We start from the raw sequence: 15,641 nt of genomic DNA on the forward strand, positions 1-15,641 counted from the left end.
ACTACTTGCCGCTGTAGACGGGGAAGGCGGTGTGCTCGCCGTAGTCCTTCGCGTCCAGGGTGCGCAGCGCCTCGAGGTCGGCCTCGGAGATGTGGAAGTCGACCAGGGAGTTGTCGCGCATGTGGTTGGGGTTGGCGGTCTTGGGCAGCGAGACCGTCCCCAGCTCGAGGGTGTAGCGGATGCACAGCTGCGGCACCGAGACGCCATAGCGGGCGGCGATCTCCTGCACCTGCGGGTGCTTGAGGATCTCACCGTGGGCGATGGGGGAGTAGGCCTCGATGAGGATGCCGCGGCCCTGGCAGTACTCGATCAGCTCGCTGGGGGTGTTGCCGGCGTGCACCAGCACCTGGTTGACGTGCGGGGTGACGGTGGCCTCGGTGTCGATGTTCTCCAGGTCGGCCTGCAGGAAGTTGGACACGCCGATGGAGCGCAGCTTGCCGGCGGCATGGGCCTCCTCGTGGGCCTTCCAGGCAGCCCGGTTGCCCTCGGAGTAGTCGCCGCCACGGAAGTCGTCCCAGGGCTGCGGGGCGTGGATCAGCATCAGGTCGATGTAGTCCAGGCCCATGGTCTCCAGGGAGCCGTCGATGGCGGCCACGGCCTGGTCGTAGTCCTTGATCTCGGCAGCCAGCTTGGTCGAGACGAACAGTTCCTCACGGGCCACACCACTGGTCCGGACGCCTTCGCCGACGCCGCGCTCGTTGGCGTAGGCCTGGGCGGTGTCGATGTTGCGGTAGCCGATGGCGATGGCATCGCGGACGGCCTGCGCGGCGACGGCGTCGTCGATGAACCAGGTGCCCAGCCCCAGCTTGGGGATGGTCACTCCGTTGGACAGGGTGTAGGTCTCGTTCAGGATCGTCATGCGTTGCTCCGGTTCTCGTTCAGGTTGTTGTAGTGCTCGTCGGTGACCGGTTCGACCCACTCGTTGTGCGTGTCGGTGCCGAGCACCTCGACAGCGATGTGGGTGAACCAGGAGTCGGCCTTCGCGCCGTGCCAGTGCTTCACCCCGGCGGGGACCTGGATCACGGTCCCCGGTTCCCTTCTGGTCGGTTTCTCGCCCTCGATCTGGTGCCAGCCGCTCCCGGCGGTGGAACTGGCGTGGTGGATGTGCCAGTTGTTCCGGCAGCCGGGTCAAAAGGTCACGTTCGCGATGACCACCCCTTCGGTGGTCAGCATGTTCAGGTAGCTCTGCCCGATGAAGTTCTCGGCGTAGGCGTCATTGGTCTGCCCGCGCCCGAAGATCTTGTCGATGTCCATCTCACTCATCCAGGAGCCTCCAGTTCCACAGGTGGTGGGCCGCAGCCATGCCGGCGCGAGTCCCTGTGTCCCATGATGGCGCGGTGCCGGGAACCGAAAAAGTGGAAGAAGTCATCCGGGGAAGGATCCCTCCCCCCTTCGCGGGACGGCCGGGTCAGGCGATGAGTTCGGACAGCTCCAGCCAGCGTTCCTCGAGCCCGGCGGTCTCGTCCTCGACCGCGCGGAGGTCCTCGGCCAGCTGCTGCAGGCCCGGATAGTCGCTCTGGTCGTGGTCAGCCATGCGCTGGTGCAGGGTGTTCACCTCGGCATGCAGTCGGTCGAGCCGCCGTTCGATCGAAGCGATCTCCTTCTGCAGCGCGCGGCGCTCGGCGCTGGACGGCCCCGCCCCATCGGCGCTGGTGGCGCCGTTGCCGTCGCCGGGTTCGCCGGCCGGACGAGCGCGCTGGGTGCCCTGGTCGGCCCTCGCGTCGGCCCGGTCGAGGTCCTGCTGGTGCCGCAGCCGGAGGTACTCGTCCACCCCACCGGGCAGGTGGCGCAGTCGTCCCTCGAGGATGGCGTACTGCTGGTCGGTCACCCGCTCGAGGAAGTAACGGTCATGGGAGACCACCACCAGCGTGCCGGGCCAGGAGTCGAGCAGGTCTTCCAGCGCGGCGAGCATGTCGGTGTCGAGGTCGTTGGTGGGCTCGTCGAGGATCAGCACGTTCGGCTGGTCGAGCAGGATCATCAGCAACTGCAGCCGCCGCTGCTGGCCGCCGGAGAGGTCCTTCACCGGGGTCGACAACTGCGCCGAGGAGAACCCCAGCCGTTCCAGCAACTGGCCGGGGGTGAGCTCGGTCGCCTTCGAACCGGTGCCGAAGGTGTAGGTGGTGCGCAGTCGGCCGATGATGGTCCGCACGGGCTCGTCGAGGTGCTCGTCGAGGGCGTCCATGCGTTGGGTCAGGGTGGCGACCTTGACGGTGGTGCCGCGCTTGACGCGTCCGCCGGTGGGTGCCAAGGTGCCGGCGACCAGGCCGAGCAGGGTCGACTTGCCGGCCCCGTTCACGCCCAGGATGCCGGTGCGTTCGCCGGGGGCCAGTTTCCATTCGATGTTGCGCAGCACGGGGCGGTCACCGTAGCTGACCGAGGCGTTCTCGAGGTCGACGACGTCCTTGCCGAGCCGCGAGACCGCCAGCGACTGCAGTTCGGTGGGGTTGCGCAGTTCGGGGACGTCGGCGATCAGCGCGTTGGCGGCCTCGATGCGGAACTTCGGCTTGCTCGTGCGTGCCGGTGCCCCGCGGCGCAGCCAGGCGAGTTCCTTGCGGGCCAGGTTCTGGCGGCGCTGTTCGATGGCGGCGGCCTGCCGGTCACGCTCGACCCGCTGCAGGATGTAGGCCGCATAGCCACCCTCGAAGGGTTCGACGATGCGGTCGTGCACCTCCCACGTGGTGGTGCAGACCTCGTCGAGGAACCACCGGTCGTGGGTGACCACCAGCAGCCCACCCGCGTTCGGCGCCCAGCGGCGCTTCAGGTGGCCCGCCAGCCAGGTGATCGCCTCGACGTCGAGGTGGTTGGTGGGTTCGTCGAGGGCCAGCACGTCATGGTCGCCGACCAGCAGCCGGGCCAGCGAGACCCGGCGGCGCTGCCCACCCGACAGGTCACCGACGCGGGCGTCCCAGTCGAGGTCACCCAGCAGCCCGGCGATGATGTCGCGCACCTTCGGGTCGCCGGCCCACTCGTGCTCGGGCATGTCACCGACCACGGCATTGCCGATGGTCTGGTCGTCGTCGAGGGTGTCACCCTGGTCGAGCACCCCGACGGTGACGCCGCCGCGGGTGGTGACTCGTCCGGCATCAGGGGTGAGCCGGCCGGCGAGCATGCCGAGCAGGCTCGACTTGCCGTCTCCGTTGCGGCCGACGATGCCGATCCGGTCGCCCTCCTCGACACCAAGGGTGACCGAGTCGAATACGACCTTGGTGGGAAACTCCAGGTGCAGGGCCTCAGCCCCGAGCAGGTGTGCCACGAGACCCGGCTCAGCGGCCGCGCATGGCCTGGCGGGCGCCCCGGGTGTTGATCGGACCCTTCGGGATGGGCATCCGTGAGCGCATCGCGTCGATGGCCTTCAGGCGCTGCTTGACCTCGGCGATCTTGGTCGCGTCCATGGTCTTCGGCAGCTTCTTGATGTGGTCGGCGAGCTTGTCGAGCGGCACCTGGCCCTCACCCTTGCCCATCGAGATGGTGATCACCTTCACGCCGTAGGCCACCTGCTCGTGCCGCTTGACCTCGGTGGCCAGCAGCGCCTTCGCACGGGTCGGTTCACCCTCGCTGATCAGGATGAGACCGCCGGGGCCCAGCGTCCGGTGGATCACGTCGAAGGACTTGTTCGCCGCGATCGCCGGGGTCGAGATCCACTTCTTCTTGTCGAGCATGCCCAGTGCGACCTCGGCCGAGCCGGCCTGACCGTCGAACTTGGTGTAGGTGGCGCGCTTGACCCGCCGCAGGAAGACCATCATGGCCAAGGTGATGCCCAGCATCACGCCGACGATCAGCCACATCCACCAGGGGTCGAGGAAGATCCCGGCGACAGCGCCGGCGAGGATTCCGACCAGGCCGGCGCCCAGCAGCCACCACTTCATGGCCGGGTCGAACTCCGAGGCCATCTTGTAGGTTTCGCGGATCTGGCGCAGCTGACCCCAGTCCCTGGGGTCGTCAGAGTTCTTCTTGCGTTCCTTCTCGGCCTTCGCCGCGGCCTTCTGCTTGGCCTCGAGCTCCTTGGCCTTCTCGCTGCGCGCCATCTGTTCCTCGGTCGGGGTGCTGGGGTGGTGGGTGGGTCAGGCGGAGATGCCTTCGGGGATGAAAACCCCCTCGGGCAGCGGGGTGCCGCGTTCCGCCATGGCCTGACGGTACAGGCGACCGGCCCGGTACGACGAACGCACCATCGGACCGGACATGACACCGGAGTAGCCGATCTCCTGGGCCTCCTCGGCCAGTTCATCGAACTCGGTGGGGGTCAACCAGCGATCAATGGGGTGGTGCATCGCGGTCGGACGCAGGTACTGGGTGATCGTGATGATCTCGGCGCCGGCGTCGTGGAGGTCCTGCAGGGCCTGGCTGACCTCTTCGCGGGTCTCGCCCATGCCCAGGATCAGGTTCGACTTGGTGACCAGCCCGGCCTCACGGCTCATGGTCAGCACGTTGAGGGAGCGGTCGTAGCGGAAACCGGGGCGGATCCGCTTGAAGATCCGCGGGACGGTCTCGACGTTGTGGGCGAACACCTCAGGACGCGCGTCGAACAGCTGCTGCAGCAGTTCCTTGCGGCCCGAGAAGTCGGGGGCCAGCATCTCGACCCCGACACCGGGGTTCTGCTGGTGGATCTGGCGGATCGTCTCGGAGTACAGCCAAGCACCCTCGTCCTCGAGGTCGTCCCGGCAGACACCGGTGACGGTGGCGTAGCGCAGGCCCATCGTCCGGACCGATTCACCGACGCGGTAGGGTTCTTCCTTGTCGTAGCCCTCGGGCTTGCGCGACTCGATCTGGCAGAAGTCGCAGCGCCGGGTGCACGAGTCGCCGCCGATCAGGAAGGTCGCCTCACGGTCTTCCCAGCACTCGAAGATGTTGGGGCAGCCGGCCTCCTGGCAGACCGTGTGCAGGCCCTCGTCCTTCACCAGCCCCTGCAGTTCCTGGTACGCCGGTCCCATCCGGGCGGTGGTCTTGATCCACTCCGGCTTGCGCTCAATCGGCGTCTGCGAGTTCTTCGCTTCGATCCGCAGCAGGCGGCGTCCCTCGGGTGCAACAGTCACGTCGGGCAGTCTACCTTGTCAGCGACGTTTCCAAATTGGCCTTCCGGCGGCGCCGAACGGGCCCTGCGAGGGTTTGCGAATTTCAGGCGCGCACGCCGCCCGGCACCAGCTCGACCAGGTCGGGGGACGACTCGTAGGGCTCGAAGGCCATCATCTCGGTGAGGTACGGTTCCAGGCCCCGCCCGGCCTCTTCGAGGGTGGGGGCGTGGCCCAGTTCGGAGGCCACCGAGGCCACCCCGGCGTCGCTGATGCCGCAGGGGATGATGTTGTCGAACCCGCCGGTGGAGTTGATCAGGTTCAGGGCGAACCCGTGGATCGTGGTGCGGCGGCTGACCCGGATGCCGATCGCGCACAGCTTGCGTTCGGGGCGCAGGGCATCGCCGGCAACCCAGACGCCGGTGCGCTCAGCCACTCGTCCACAGGTCAACCCCAGCGAGGTGAGGTAGCGGATGATCGCCTCTTCGAGGCGGCGCACGTAGTCGACCACGCCGATGCGGCCGGGCAGCCACACGATGGGGTAGCCGACCAACTGGCCGGGGCCGTGCCAGGTGATCTTGCCGCCCCGGTCGACGTCGACCACCGGGGTGCCGTCGAAGGGACGTTCCTCGGGCAGCGTCTTGCGGCCGGCGGTGTAGACCGGTTCGTGCTCGACGTAGAGCACCTGGTTGCAGATCTCGTGGGAGGCGACCCGCGCCAGCACCTCACGCTGGTAGTCCCAGGTGGGCAGGTAGGGCGACAGCCGCGGCGGGTCCTCGGTGAAGCCGAGGTACTGGAACTCGAGGCCGGCGGGGTGCTGCTGGTCATTCATCACCGCAAGGCTACCGCCGCCGTGTCGCCCGTGCCGCCGTGGCCGTGGTGGACCGCGGCTGCGTAGAGTGCGGGGCATGGGAGCCCGACTGTTCACTGCGATCCTGCCGCCGGCCGAGGTCGTGCAGCAGGTGACGACCTGGTTGGAGCCACGACGCGAGGCCGGGGACCAGGACTGGCGCTGGACCCAGCCCGAGGGCTGGCACCTGACCACCGCCTTCATGGCCGAGGTGCCCCCAGCGGTGGTCGAGACCCTCGCCGAGGGGTTGGACGAGATTGCCGGGCGCCACGCCGGGTTCGAGGGTGCGCGTCGAGGGCGCGTTGTGCTTCCCGGACGTGTCGCGGGTGAAGGTGCTGGCGATGGCGGTCACCGAGGGGCGCGAGCAGCTGGAGGCCCTGGCCAGGGTCTGCCGCGGGGTAGCCTCGCACGCGGGCGCCGGGCCGGATGGCAGCCGGTTCCGCGGGCACCTCACCCTGGCGCGGGCCCGTCGTCCCTTTGATGCCACCCGGTGGGTGCACGTGGTGGACGCCTTTCCGGGGTGGACGAGGGAGGCGACCACGAGGACGCTGCCGATGATGAGCGCCGCCGGATGGAAGCCGCTGACCACGGCCAGCGTGACCCCACCCACCAGGGTGGCTCCACCCAAGAGGCGCGTCATGGTGACGACCACCCGGCGGGTCGCCGTCCGGTTGGCGATGTTCTCCACGTAGCTGCCGGCCTCCATTTTTGAATGGTGTGAGTCCCTCCGGGTGGTGGGGTTTCGGGAGATGGGCGTGTCCCTGCGTTGATGGGTGGGCCATCGGCGAGATCTTCGGTGTGTACGGCCAAGCACGATCGAAGGAGTTCTTACCGATGGCCCAGTTCCAGTCTGCCCTGTCCGGGTTACTGACGTCTGTCCAGAACGGCGAGGGGGTCGACCTCGTGCGCGAGTCGGTCCGGATCGTGCTGCAGGAGTTGATCGACGCCGAAGCGATCGCTGTGATCGGCGCCGACCGTTACGAACGCACCCCCGAGCGCACCAACGAACGCAACGGCACCCGCCCCAGGGAGGTGATGACCAAGGGCGGCACCGTCGAAGTGCAGATCCCGAAGCTACGCACCGGCTCGTTCTTCCCATCGGTGCTCGAGCGTCGGCGTCGGATCGACCAGGCGTTGTACGCCGTCGTGATGGAGGCGTGGGTGAACGGGGTCTCCACCCGTAACGTCGACGCGCTCGTGGTCGCCTTGGGTGGCACCGGGATCAGCAAGAGCGAGGTGTCCCGCATCTGCGGCGCCCTGGATGAGGAGGTGGGCCGGTTCCGGACCCGCCGCCTCGACGCTGTCGAGTACCCGTACGTGTTCCTGGATGCCACCTACCTCCACGTCCGCACCGATCACCTGGTCACCAGCAAGGCCGTCGTGGTGACGACCGCGGTGGCCGCCGCGAAATCCTCGGGGTGGACGTGGGCGACAGTGAGGACGAGGTGTTCTGGCGTGGGTTCCTCACCAGCCTGAAAGCCCGCGGCCTCAACGGCGTGCGGTTGGTAATCAGCGACCAACACGCCGGCCTGACCGCGGCGATCCGGCGGTGCTTCCAAGGCGCTGGGCATCAACGGTGCCGGGTCCACTACATTCGCAACCTGCTCGCGCTGGTACCCAAGGCCCACACCGACATGGTCGCGGCCCTGTTCCGCACGATCTTCGCCCAACCCGACCCCCAAGCCATGTCAGCGACGTGCGATGCCGTGCGGGACCAGCTCGGCACCCGTTGGCCCAAAATCGGCCCGCACATGGACGCCGCCAAGACCGAAGTCCTCGCCTTCAACGCGTTCCCGCGGGCGCACTGGCGCAAGATCTGGTCCAATCCCCTCGAGCGGTTGAACAAGGAGATCAAGCGCCGCGCCCGCGTCGTGGGCATCTTCCCCAACGAGGCCAGCGTCATCCGGCTGGTCGGCATGATCCTGACCGACACCAACGACGAATGGATCACCGACGAGCGCCGCTACCTATCCGAAGGATCCATGGCCTTGCTCCACCCCGACACCGATAATGGACCCAGCGCCGCCATCACCGACGGCGACGTGTAGGCACCGAGAACCCTCGAAAGCCCACCACGAGCCGGGGCTCAGTCCATGAATGCCGAGCCCAGGTGATGAGCGACTCTCGACGCCCTGGTGAGAATTGTCGTTCCTGACCGTTGCACAGGCTCCGGATGTGGTGCAATGTTGCGCAACGGGATGTCCCGGTGCCGGCAGCCAACGCGGGTTGCGCAACCGCCTCGGGTGGCCCCCGAGTGCCAAGTCAACCCCCACTTGGAGGATGCCATGTCAGCAAATGTCATCGTCGTGGTCGAGCAGGAGTTCGACCACCCGCGGCCCCGCGTGTTTCGCGCCTGGACCGCACCCGAGGAGATGTCCCAGTGGCGGGGCAGCCCTGGGTGGCACGTCGAGCGGGAGAGCGTCACGTCGGACCTGCGGACCGGCGGCAAGCACCATCACGTGAAGGTGCGCGACGACGACCCGAGCGTCCGCGTGACCACGGACGCCGTCTTCACCGAGTACTTCGACCCGGACGTGTTCGTCGCGCGTCAGCGCATCACGGGCGACCCCGGCATCGACCCGAACGAGTCCCTCGAACTGCGCGTCGAGTTCACCGCCATGGGCCGCGACCGCACGCTCGTGCGCATCGTCCAGGGGCCGTACGACCCGGCCGTGGCGCAGTATCACGCCGCCGGCTGGGAGAAGGAATTGGTCCGCTTGGGCACCTATCTGGATGGAGGACAGGCATGAATACCGCAGGAGCCCCCACGACGTCGGCGGTCGTCCGCACGAAGCCCATCATGACCATGCCGCAGATCCTCCTGATGAACCTCGGGTTCTTCGGCATCCAGTACAGCTTCGGCATGCAGCAGACGGCCATCAATCCGATCTACACGTTCCTGGGCGCGTCACACGACCAATTGCCGCTGCTCAACCTGGCCGGTCCGGTCACGGGCCTGCTCATCCAACCCATCATCGGGGCCCTCTCAGACCGAACATGGGTGGAGAAGGGCTTCTTCCGCGGGCGCCGACGCCCCTTCTTCCTCATCGGTGCCATCGGCTGCGCGATCTGCCTGGCCCTGTTCCCGTTCGTGTGGGCGGTCTGGATGGCGGTTCTCCTGCTGTGGCTCCTGGACGCCTCCAACAACACCGCGATGGAGCCCTACCGCGCGTTCATCGCCGACCGGCTCCCCCCGGCCCAACTCGGCAAGGGCTTCCTCGCCCAGTCGTTCTTCACCGGCCTGGGGATCACGCTGGCCAACTTGAGCCTGATGTTCTTCCAGGGCATCTTCGGCCTGGGTCAGTCCGTCGGCATCCCGCTGTGGGTCTACCCGGCGTTCCTCCTCGGCTCGGTCTGCTCGATCGCCACGGTGCTCATCTCGGTGCTGTCAACGCCCGAGATCCCCCCGACGGAGAAAGAACTCGCCGAGCTCCGCGCCAGCAAGGGTGGCCCCGGCCACTTCATCACCGAGATCAAGGACGCCATCGTCGACATGCCGGTCGAGATGCGGAAGCTGGCGTTGGTGTACCTCTTCCAGTGGTACGCCATGAACATCTATTGGCAATACGTGTCGCTGTCGGTGTCCCAGTCGCTGTACGGCACGACGGACGCCCAGTCCGAGGGCTACCAGCTCGCCGTCGCGAACACGGGCGTCATCAACGGTGCCTACAACATCGTGACCTTCTGTGTCGCGTTCGGGCTGGTTGCCCTGGCCCGCCGCTGGGGCGCGAAGTGGGTGCACGCCATCGCCCTGTGGTGCGCCACGGTGGGTCTGGTCTTGTTCCCGCAACTGCCGACCCTGCCGCTCAAGGTCGTCGCGATCGTGGGCCTGGGCATCGCGTGGGCGTCCATCATGGGCGTGCCCTACATCATGATCGTGCGCATGGTTCCCTCGACCCGCTACGGCGTCTACATGGGCATCGTCAACATGATGATCGTCATCCCGATGCTCATCCAGACGCTCACGTTCGGCGCGATCTACAAGAACCTGCTGGGGGACAACCCCAACAACGCGATCATGGCCGCCGGCATCCTGCTGGGCATCGCCGGCTTGGTCATGCTCTGGGTCAAGGAGCCCCCGATCGTGCGCGACATCGAGCCGGTCGGCTCTGGCGACGAGACCGTCACCACGAAGGGAGCCTGAGATGGCAAGCATGACTCCGTACAGATGCATCGTGGTCGGCACCGATGGCTCTGCCTTGTCCGACCCGACCGTCGCGAGGGCCTCGTTCTTGGCCGCTGCCGAGGGGGCCGACCTCGTCATCGTCTGCGCCTATTCGGGCATGACGATGCGCGAGGGTGCGAAGGCGACGGCCACCCTCGGTGACACCCGGACCTCCGTTGTGTTGGGACGCGAGGCGGCCAGTGACGCGTTGGCGACCGCGACATCCACGGCGTCCGGCCTGGGCGCGCAGGTCAAGGCGTCGCTGCTGGTGGAGGGCGAGGCTGCCTCCGCCCTCCTGAGGGCCGCGCAGCAGCACGAGGCGGACCTCATCGTGATCGGGGCGATCCGAGACACCAGTCTCGCCGGACGCCTGCTCGGCACGGTCGCGTCCGCCGTCGTGCGTGAAGCCCCGTGCGAGGTCCTGGTGGTGCGTCCCCCGGCGGCGTGGGGTGACGTGACCGAGATCGAGGTGCCCGAGGACGTCTGAGCGCTGCGACGGCCCACCCTGCCCGCTGGCCGGGGGCGCCGAACGCAGGGTCAGCCTTGGCTGTCGAGGTCCGTGCCGTCCGCGGTGATGCGGAACGCCCGGGTCGCGAGGTCAGCCTCCAACCGTGCGGTGTGGCCCTCGCGCGACCACTCCAAGGTCAACATCGAGCCTTCTCCGGACGCCGTCAGCTCGGCATCCCACCCGAACGCCGGGTGGGTGTTGCGGAACCGCAGCAGGTCGATCTGGCGCTGCACAACGGGCCTCGCGAGGCCGGCTTCGAGGTCGTCGGCCGACAGGTTGGTGCGGTTGATCTCCTTGTGCCCGCCCGACCCCGCACGCTCGACGGCGGCCAGGTTGTTCTCGCCGGCGAAGAGGTCGAGGTACCACACCTGCGGCTTGCCCGGCATGAACAGGTGGATCGCCCGGGCCAGCAGCATCGATGCGTCGTCGCAGCCCAGAGCGCTGTAGTACGTGGCGTTGACCTGATAGTAGGTCGCCTTCTGGCCGTGGAGATCCTTCACGTAGCCGCCGCGTCCGCGCACTGTGGCGATCACCGACTCGATCTCGTCGTCGCTGAGCAGGCCCTTGAGGTCGAGCAGCGGGATGCCGTCGTGGCAGCCCAGCATCGACACCGTCTTGATGCCCTTGGCCTGGATGTCGCCGATCCACGCGAGCAGGCGCTCGGGAGAGTGCGTCTCGAGCGCGTGGATCAGCAGCCCGGGCAGGAAGAAGTCGTAGGTGAGGAACCCCTTGGCCGCAATCGTCTCGTGGATGCCCTCCTCGTAGCGGGCGTGGATCTCGGGCAGCAGCTTCACCCCGTGCCGATCGGCCAACGCCTTCACCTGGTCGAGCAGATCCCACGTACCGGGGTCGTTCAGGAAGTTCTTCTCGCCGGGCTCCTTGGGGGCGTAGGCGAAAGCGTCCAGCCGGACGATCTCGGCGCCGTAGCCCGCGAGCCTGGCCAGGGTGTCGGCGTAGAACGTCCACACCAGGGGCGACTTGATGTTGAGGTCCATCTGGCCCAGGTAGGTGCGCCGCGACTCCACCAGGTCGACCACGGCGTCCCGCCACGCCTCGAAGCCGGTGAAGTCCGCGTCCCCGGGTCGTCCGCCGTCCGCGATGGTGGCGTTGACCCGGGTGGCCAACTCGTCCGCCGAGGCGTACTGCAGGCCGGCCGCCATCAGGTCCTGGGCGTCCAGGCGGGGGTAGCGGACCTCCTGGTAGAAGGTGTTCCAGAATGGCTTCTCCGACCCGTCGGGCAGGCGCACCATCAACAGCGGCAGGCCCGGCTTGCGGAAGAACATGTGCTCGATCAGGTCCGCGCGTGGCTGGATGTAGCCCTCCGGCGTCATCTCGCCGTGACCGGCCCAGAAGGCGTTCCAGTCGATGAAGAAGTCGTTGTAGGGCGACCTCTCGCCGCGGGCCAGGATGTCTTGGAACTGGGGCGACAGCACCGAGGCGTGGTTGAGGATGAAGTCGAACTTCAGGTCGAGCCCCGCAGCGGCCAGCGCCTCGAGGTCGGCGGGCTTCGCCAGAAGGTCGTTCAGCCCGTAGTCGATCACGCTGAAGCCGCGGTCGAGGTCGCTGTTGAAGACGCTGGGGAGCAGGTACAGCGACCTGAACGCGCCGGCGACCTCGGGACGCTGCACGAACGCCGCCAGGCCTGCCAGGGTGCCGTCCAGGCTGTCGGGGTAGGCGTTCAGCATGACGCCATCGCGGGGGAGGTGGCGCCCCATCGCCTTCAGGTAGGCGTCGTAGGTGAGCAGTTCGCCCTCTTTCGACAGGATCAGGGACGCCTTGGGTGCCTGCGCGTCCAGCTTGGCCTGCTCCAATCCCAAGACGAGCGTCGTGAAGGGACTGTCGACCGCCCCGTCACGGGCGCGAGCGCGGCGGTGCGCCAGCGTCTGCGCCGGGGTGCTGTTGAGCAGGATGGGCACGTCCACGCCCTCGACGAAGTCGCTGTTGCCGTGGGTCCACTCGATGACGAGCACGCGGGTGCCCGAGACGTCGACCTGGTCATACCACTGGTCGGCCTCGGTGCGCCCCATGCGCTTGAGGGTCAGGGTGTCGGCGCCGCCCTTGAAGGCGGCGATGATCGCGTTCACCTCGGCAAAGTCGATCTCGTTCGGTGTCCCGAGGTACGCGGCGAGCGCCGTGGAGCCCGCGCGGAGGTAGGTCGGGAGCCAAGGGTGCTCGGCCGCGGCCGCCGGGTCGGCGTCCGTCCCCGCAGCCTGGAGGGAGGAGAGGGCGTCCCGGACGGACGCGTCGTAGGCCCCGGCGTCCACCAGCCCGCGGACGCCCGCGTGGCGGAAGACGCGCAGGCGTTCGGCGTCGTTGACGGAGGGGATCCGGCGCGGGTAGTTGTCGCCCGACAGGATGTAGGCGCCGATGCCGTCCGCGTTGAGCGCGTGGCCGAGCAGCGATCCCAGCTCCGATTTGCCCACGCCCGAGCCGCCGTAGACGGCCACCACGGCGCGTCCCGCGGCCAGGACGGGGTCGAGCTGCTCCCGCAGGGCGGGGTACAGCGTGGCCGCAGCCGCCAGATGCCAATCGGTGATGTGCACCTTGTCCCCCGGCATGTCGCCGGTGGGGATCGAGCTGGGATCGGGGACCGCGGGGAACAAGGGCACGAGGACTCCTTCGTCGTCTGGGGAACCACGCCCATTATGCCACCGGGGGTGTCCCGGTGGGTACAGAACCCGTAGGAACGGCTTGCGTTCCCACACGGGCATTGTCGAGGGTTCACGGGCGACGCGTAGCGCCATGTGGACTACCAAGGCGATCGCCCGTCGGCACCCCAAAGCCTCTGACAAGGCCTTTCGTCTCAGACCCCGCGATGCGACCCGGAGATTGGTAGTCCAAAGGGCGCTACGTCGCACAGAATCCACGAGGTGTGGTTCCACCTCGGGCACCGGCACATCGGCGTCTGGCGGCGCCGACCATCGCCGCGGGCAGTCAAGGGGAACCTGCACCGAGCTCGGGGTGAAGACGGTCGCCGTGTTCCCGTACGAGGATCGCCTTGCCGAGTACCGGCTGAAGGCCGACGAGAGCTACGAGATCGGTGAACGCGGCCACCCGGTGCGCGCCTACCTCGACGTCGAGGGGATCATCCGCGCCGCCAAGGAGGCCCACGCCGACGCGATCTACCCCGGCTACGGGTTCCTCAGCGAGAACGCCGGCCTGGCCCGGCGCTGCCGCGAGGAGGGGATCACCTTCATCGGCCCCTGGCCGAGGTGCTCGACCTCACCGGCAACAAGGCCACCGCCATCGCGGCCGCCCGCGAGGCTGGCCTGCCGGTCCTGCGCGGCGCCGAGCCGTCGGAGGACGTCGCCCAGCTGCAGGCTGCGGCGTCCGAGATCGGTTACCCGGTGTTCGTCAAGGCCGTGGCCGGCGGCGGCGGCCGGGGCATGCGGCGCGTCGACGACCCGGCCCGGCTACCAACCGCGCTCGAGGAGGCGATGCGCGAGGCCGATGCCGCGTTCGGCGACCCGCGCGTCTACCTCGAGCAAGCCGTCGACCAGCCGCGCCACATCGAGGTCCAGGTGCTGGCCGACGCCACCGGCGAGGTCATCCACCTCTACGAGCGCGACTGCTCGGGGCAGCGCCGCCACCAGAAGGTCATCGAGCTGGCGCCGGCCCCCAACCTCGACCCTGCGCTGCGCGACCAGATCTGCGCCGACGCCGTGCGCTTCGCCCGCCACATCGGCTACGTCAACGCCGGCACGGTGGAGTTCCTGCTCGGCCAGGACGGCCGCTACGTGTTCATCGAGATGAACCCGCGCATCCAGGTCGAACACACGGTCACCGAGGAGGTCACCGACGTCGACCTGGTCTCCTCCCAGATGCGCATCGCCGCCGGCGAACCCTCGCCGAGCTCGGCCTGAGCCAGGACGCCATCCACCTGCGCGGCGCCGCCCTGCAGTGCCGCGTCACCACCGAGGACCCGGCCAACGGGTTCCGCCCCGACACGGGCAAGGTGTCGGTGTACCGGACGCCGGGCGGCGCGGGCATCCGCCTCGACGGCGGCACGGTGTTCGCCGGCGCCGAGATCGGCGCCCACTTCGACTCGATGATGGTCAAGCTCACCTGCCGCGGCCGCGACTTCGCCACCGCGGTGCGCCGGGCGCAGCGGGCGCTGGCCGAGTTCCGCATCCGCGGGGTCAGCACCAACATCGGCTTCCTGCGCGGCGTGCTGGCCGACCCCGACTTCCTCGCCGGCCGGGCCACCACCGCCGGGGCCCAGCGTCCGGTGGATCACGTCGAAGGACTTGTTCGCCGCGATCGCCGGGGTCGAGATCCACTTCTTCTTCGATCCGCAGCAGGCGGCGTCCCTCAGGTGCAACAGTCACGTCGGGCAGGCTACCTTGTCAGCGACGTTTCCAAATTGGCCTTCCGGCGGCGCGGAACAGGCCCCGCGGGGGTTTGCGAATTTCAGGCGCGCACGCCGCCGGGCACCAGCTCGACCAGGTCGGGGGACGACTCGTAGGGCTCGAAGGCCATCATCTCGGTCAGGTACGGTTCCAGGCCCCGCCCGGCCTCTTCGAGGGTCGGCGCATGGCCCAGTTCGGAGGCCACCGAGGCCACCCCCGCGTCACTGATGCCGCAGGGGATGATGTTGTCGAACCCGCCGGTGGAGTTGATCAGGTTCAGGGCGAACCCGTGGATCGTGGTGCGGCGGCTGACCCGGATGCCGATCGCGCACAGCTTGCGCTCGGGGCGCAGGGCATCGCCGGCAACCCAGACGCCGGTGCGCTCAGCCACTCGTCCACAGGTCAACCCCAGCGAGGTGAGGTAGCGGATGATCGCCTCTTCGAGGCGGCGCACGTAGTCGACCACGCCGATGCGGCCGGGCAGCCACACGATGGGGTAGCCGACCAACTGGCCGGGGCCGTGCCAGGTGATCTTGCCGCCCCGGTCGACGTCGACCACCGGGGTGCCGTCGAAGGGACGTTCCTCGGGCAGCGTCTTGCGGCCGGCGGTGTAGACCGGTTCGTGCTCGACGTAGAGCACCTGGTTGCAGATCTCGTGGGAGGCGACCCGCGCCAGCACCTCACGCTGGTAGTCCCAGGTGGGCAGGTAGGGCGACAGCCGCGGCGGGTCCTCGGTGAAGCCGAGGTACTGGAACTCGAGGCC

The 15,641-nt window shown here is 68.3% G+C and carries 15 protein-coding genes and 3 pseudogenes; 9 read left to right on the forward strand and 9 right to left on the reverse strand.

Annotated features, from left to right (window positions below):
* Position 1: 1 nt before the first annotated feature.
* The 7 genes from ACQE3C_RS10865 to lipB (ACQE3C_RS10895) all read right to left on the reverse strand — a co-directional run bounded on the left by ACQE3C_RS10865 (position 2) and on the right by lipB (ACQE3C_RS10895) (position 5,838).
* Positions 2 to 859: an aldo/keto reductase gene (locus tag ACQE3C_RS10865; RefSeq protein WP_434539203.1), complete on the reverse strand. Its 858-nt coding sequence runs from the start codon at positions 857 to 859 to the stop codon at positions 2 to 4.
* Positions 856 to 1,023, reverse strand: a complete 168-nt coding sequence (locus ACQE3C_RS10870; RefSeq protein WP_434539204.1) for a hypothetical protein — start codon at positions 1,021 to 1,023, stop codon at positions 856 to 858. The genes ACQE3C_RS10865 and ACQE3C_RS10870 overlap by 4 nt, the downstream gene beginning before the upstream one ends.
* A 105-nt stretch (positions 1,024 to 1,128) precedes the next feature.
* Positions 1,129 to 1,263, reverse strand: a complete 135-nt coding sequence (locus ACQE3C_RS10875) for a hypothetical protein (protein ID WP_434539205.1) — start codon at positions 1,261 to 1,263, stop codon at positions 1,129 to 1,131.
* A 145-nt stretch (positions 1,264 to 1,408) separates the two neighbouring features.
* A complete protein-coding gene (locus ACQE3C_RS10880; RefSeq protein ID WP_434539206.1) occupies positions 1,409 to 3,253 on the reverse strand; it encodes an ABC-F family ATP-binding cassette domain-containing protein in 1,845 nt (614 codons plus the stop codon).
* Between the two features lie 10 nt (positions 3,254 to 3,263).
* Positions 3,264 to 4,025 (reverse strand): DUF4191 domain-containing protein, encoded by a 762-nt coding sequence (locus tag ACQE3C_RS10885; protein WP_434539207.1) that lies wholly within the window; start codon positions 4,023 to 4,025, stop codon positions 3,264 to 3,266.
* Positions 4,026 to 4,061: 36 nt separating this feature from the next.
* Positions 4,062 to 5,030, reverse strand: a complete 969-nt coding sequence (gene lipA, locus ACQE3C_RS10890; RefSeq protein ID WP_434539208.1) for a lipoyl synthase — start codon at positions 5,028 to 5,030, stop codon at positions 4,062 to 4,064.
* Between the two features lie 82 nt (positions 5,031 to 5,112).
* Positions 5,113 to 5,838 (reverse strand): lipoyl(octanoyl) transferase LipB, encoded by a 726-nt coding sequence (gene lipB / locus ACQE3C_RS10895; RefSeq protein ID WP_434539209.1) that lies wholly within the window; start codon positions 5,836 to 5,838, stop codon positions 5,113 to 5,115.
* 76 nt (positions 5,839 to 5,914) lie between these two features.
* On the opposite strand from lipB (ACQE3C_RS10895), the pseudogene ACQE3C_RS10900 reads away from it, so the two are divergent.
* The 6 genes and pseudogenes from ACQE3C_RS10900 to ACQE3C_RS10925 form a co-directional block, all read left to right on the forward strand.
* Positions 5,915 to 6,127: pseudogene (locus tag ACQE3C_RS10900) on the forward strand (2'-5' RNA ligase family protein); the annotation flags it as partial.
* A 13-nt stretch (positions 6,128 to 6,140) separates the two neighbouring features.
* Positions 6,141 to 6,548, forward strand: coding sequence for a hypothetical protein (locus ACQE3C_RS10905; protein ID WP_434539223.1), 408 nt, complete (start codon positions 6,141 to 6,143; stop codon positions 6,546 to 6,548).
* Positions 6,549 to 6,690: 142 nt separating this feature from the next.
* Positions 6,691 to 7,904, forward strand: a pseudogene (locus ACQE3C_RS10910) (IS256 family transposase).
* Between the two features lie 237 nt (positions 7,905 to 8,141).
* Positions 8,142 to 8,606: an SRPBCC family protein gene (locus tag ACQE3C_RS10915; RefSeq protein ID WP_434539210.1), complete on the forward strand. Its 465-nt coding sequence runs from the start codon at positions 8,142 to 8,144 to the stop codon at positions 8,604 to 8,606.
* Positions 8,603 to 10,000, forward strand: a complete 1,398-nt coding sequence (locus tag ACQE3C_RS10920) for an MFS transporter (RefSeq protein WP_434539211.1) — start codon at positions 8,603 to 8,605, stop codon at positions 9,998 to 10,000. The genes ACQE3C_RS10915 and ACQE3C_RS10920 overlap by 4 nt, the downstream gene beginning before the upstream one ends.
* 10 nt (positions 10,001 to 10,010) lie before the next feature.
* Entirely contained in the window at positions 10,011 to 10,508 is a 498-nt protein-coding gene (locus tag ACQE3C_RS10925; protein ID WP_434539212.1) for a universal stress protein, read from the forward strand.
* Positions 10,509 to 10,558: 50 nt separating this feature from the next.
* Here ACQE3C_RS10925 and ACQE3C_RS10930 read toward each other — a convergent pair whose 3' ends face one another.
* Positions 10,559 to 13,138 carry a sucrose phosphorylase gene (locus ACQE3C_RS10930; RefSeq protein ID WP_434539213.1) on the reverse strand — a complete coding sequence of 860 codons (2,580 nt, stop codon included), beginning with the start codon at positions 13,136 to 13,138 and terminating at the stop codon, positions 10,559 to 10,561.
* Positions 13,139 to 13,271: 133 nt separating this feature from the next.
* Between ACQE3C_RS10930 and ACQE3C_RS10935 the strand changes: the two are divergent.
* The 3 genes and pseudogenes from ACQE3C_RS10935 to ACQE3C_RS10945 all read left to right on the forward strand — a co-directional run.
* Positions 13,272 to 13,679, forward strand: a pseudogene (locus tag ACQE3C_RS10935) (biotin carboxylase N-terminal domain-containing protein); the annotation flags it as partial.
* A gap of 62 nt (positions 13,680 to 13,741) precedes the next feature.
* On the forward strand, positions 13,742 to 14,392 hold the full coding sequence (locus ACQE3C_RS10940; RefSeq protein WP_434539214.1) for an ATP-grasp domain-containing protein: 651 nt from the start codon (positions 13,742 to 13,744) through the stop codon (positions 14,390 to 14,392).
* Between the two features lie 92 nt (positions 14,393 to 14,484).
* Entirely contained in the window at positions 14,485 to 14,994 is a 510-nt protein-coding gene (locus tag ACQE3C_RS10945; protein WP_434539215.1) for a hypothetical protein, read from the forward strand.
* On the opposite strand, the gene lipB (ACQE3C_RS10950) is transcribed toward ACQE3C_RS10945, so the two are convergent.
* On the reverse strand, positions 14,940 to 15,641 hold a 702-nt coding region (lipB, locus tag ACQE3C_RS10950), incomplete at its 5' end, for a lipoyl(octanoyl) transferase LipB (RefSeq protein ID WP_434539216.1). The two genes, ACQE3C_RS10945 and lipB (ACQE3C_RS10950), sit on opposite strands and share 55 nt — an antisense overlap.

The sequence above is a fragment of the Aestuariimicrobium sp. Y1814 genome (assembly GCF_050113895.1).
GTDB lineage: Bacteria > Actinomycetota > Actinomycetes > Propionibacteriales > Propionibacteriaceae > Aestuariimicrobium.

Excerpts from the sequence above, each read along its gene's own strand:
- ACQE3C_RS10865 (WP_434539203.1), bottom strand. The coding sequence starts at position 859 with ATGACGATCCTGAACGAGACCTACACCCTGTCCAACGGAGTGACCATC.
- ACQE3C_RS10875 (WP_434539205.1), bottom strand. The coding sequence starts at position 1,263 with ATGAGTGAGATGGACATCGACAAGATCTTCGGGCGCGGGCAGACCAAT.
- ACQE3C_RS10885 (WP_434539207.1), bottom strand. The coding sequence starts at position 4,025 with ATGGCGCGCAGCGAGAAGGCCAAGGAGCTCGAGGCCAAGCAGAAGGCC.
- lipB (WP_434539209.1), bottom strand. The coding sequence starts at position 5,838 with ATGAATGACCAGCAGCACCCCGCCGGCCTCGAGTTCCAGTACCTCGGC.
- ACQE3C_RS10915 (WP_434539210.1), top strand. The coding sequence starts at position 8,142 with ATGTCAGCAAATGTCATCGTCGTGGTCGAGCAGGAGTTCGACCACCCG.
- ACQE3C_RS10920 (WP_434539211.1), top strand. The coding sequence starts at position 8,603 with ATGAATACCGCAGGAGCCCCCACGACGTCGGCGGTCGTCCGCACGAAG.
- ACQE3C_RS10925 (WP_434539212.1), top strand. The coding sequence starts at position 10,011 with ATGACTCCGTACAGATGCATCGTGGTCGGCACCGATGGCTCTGCCTTG.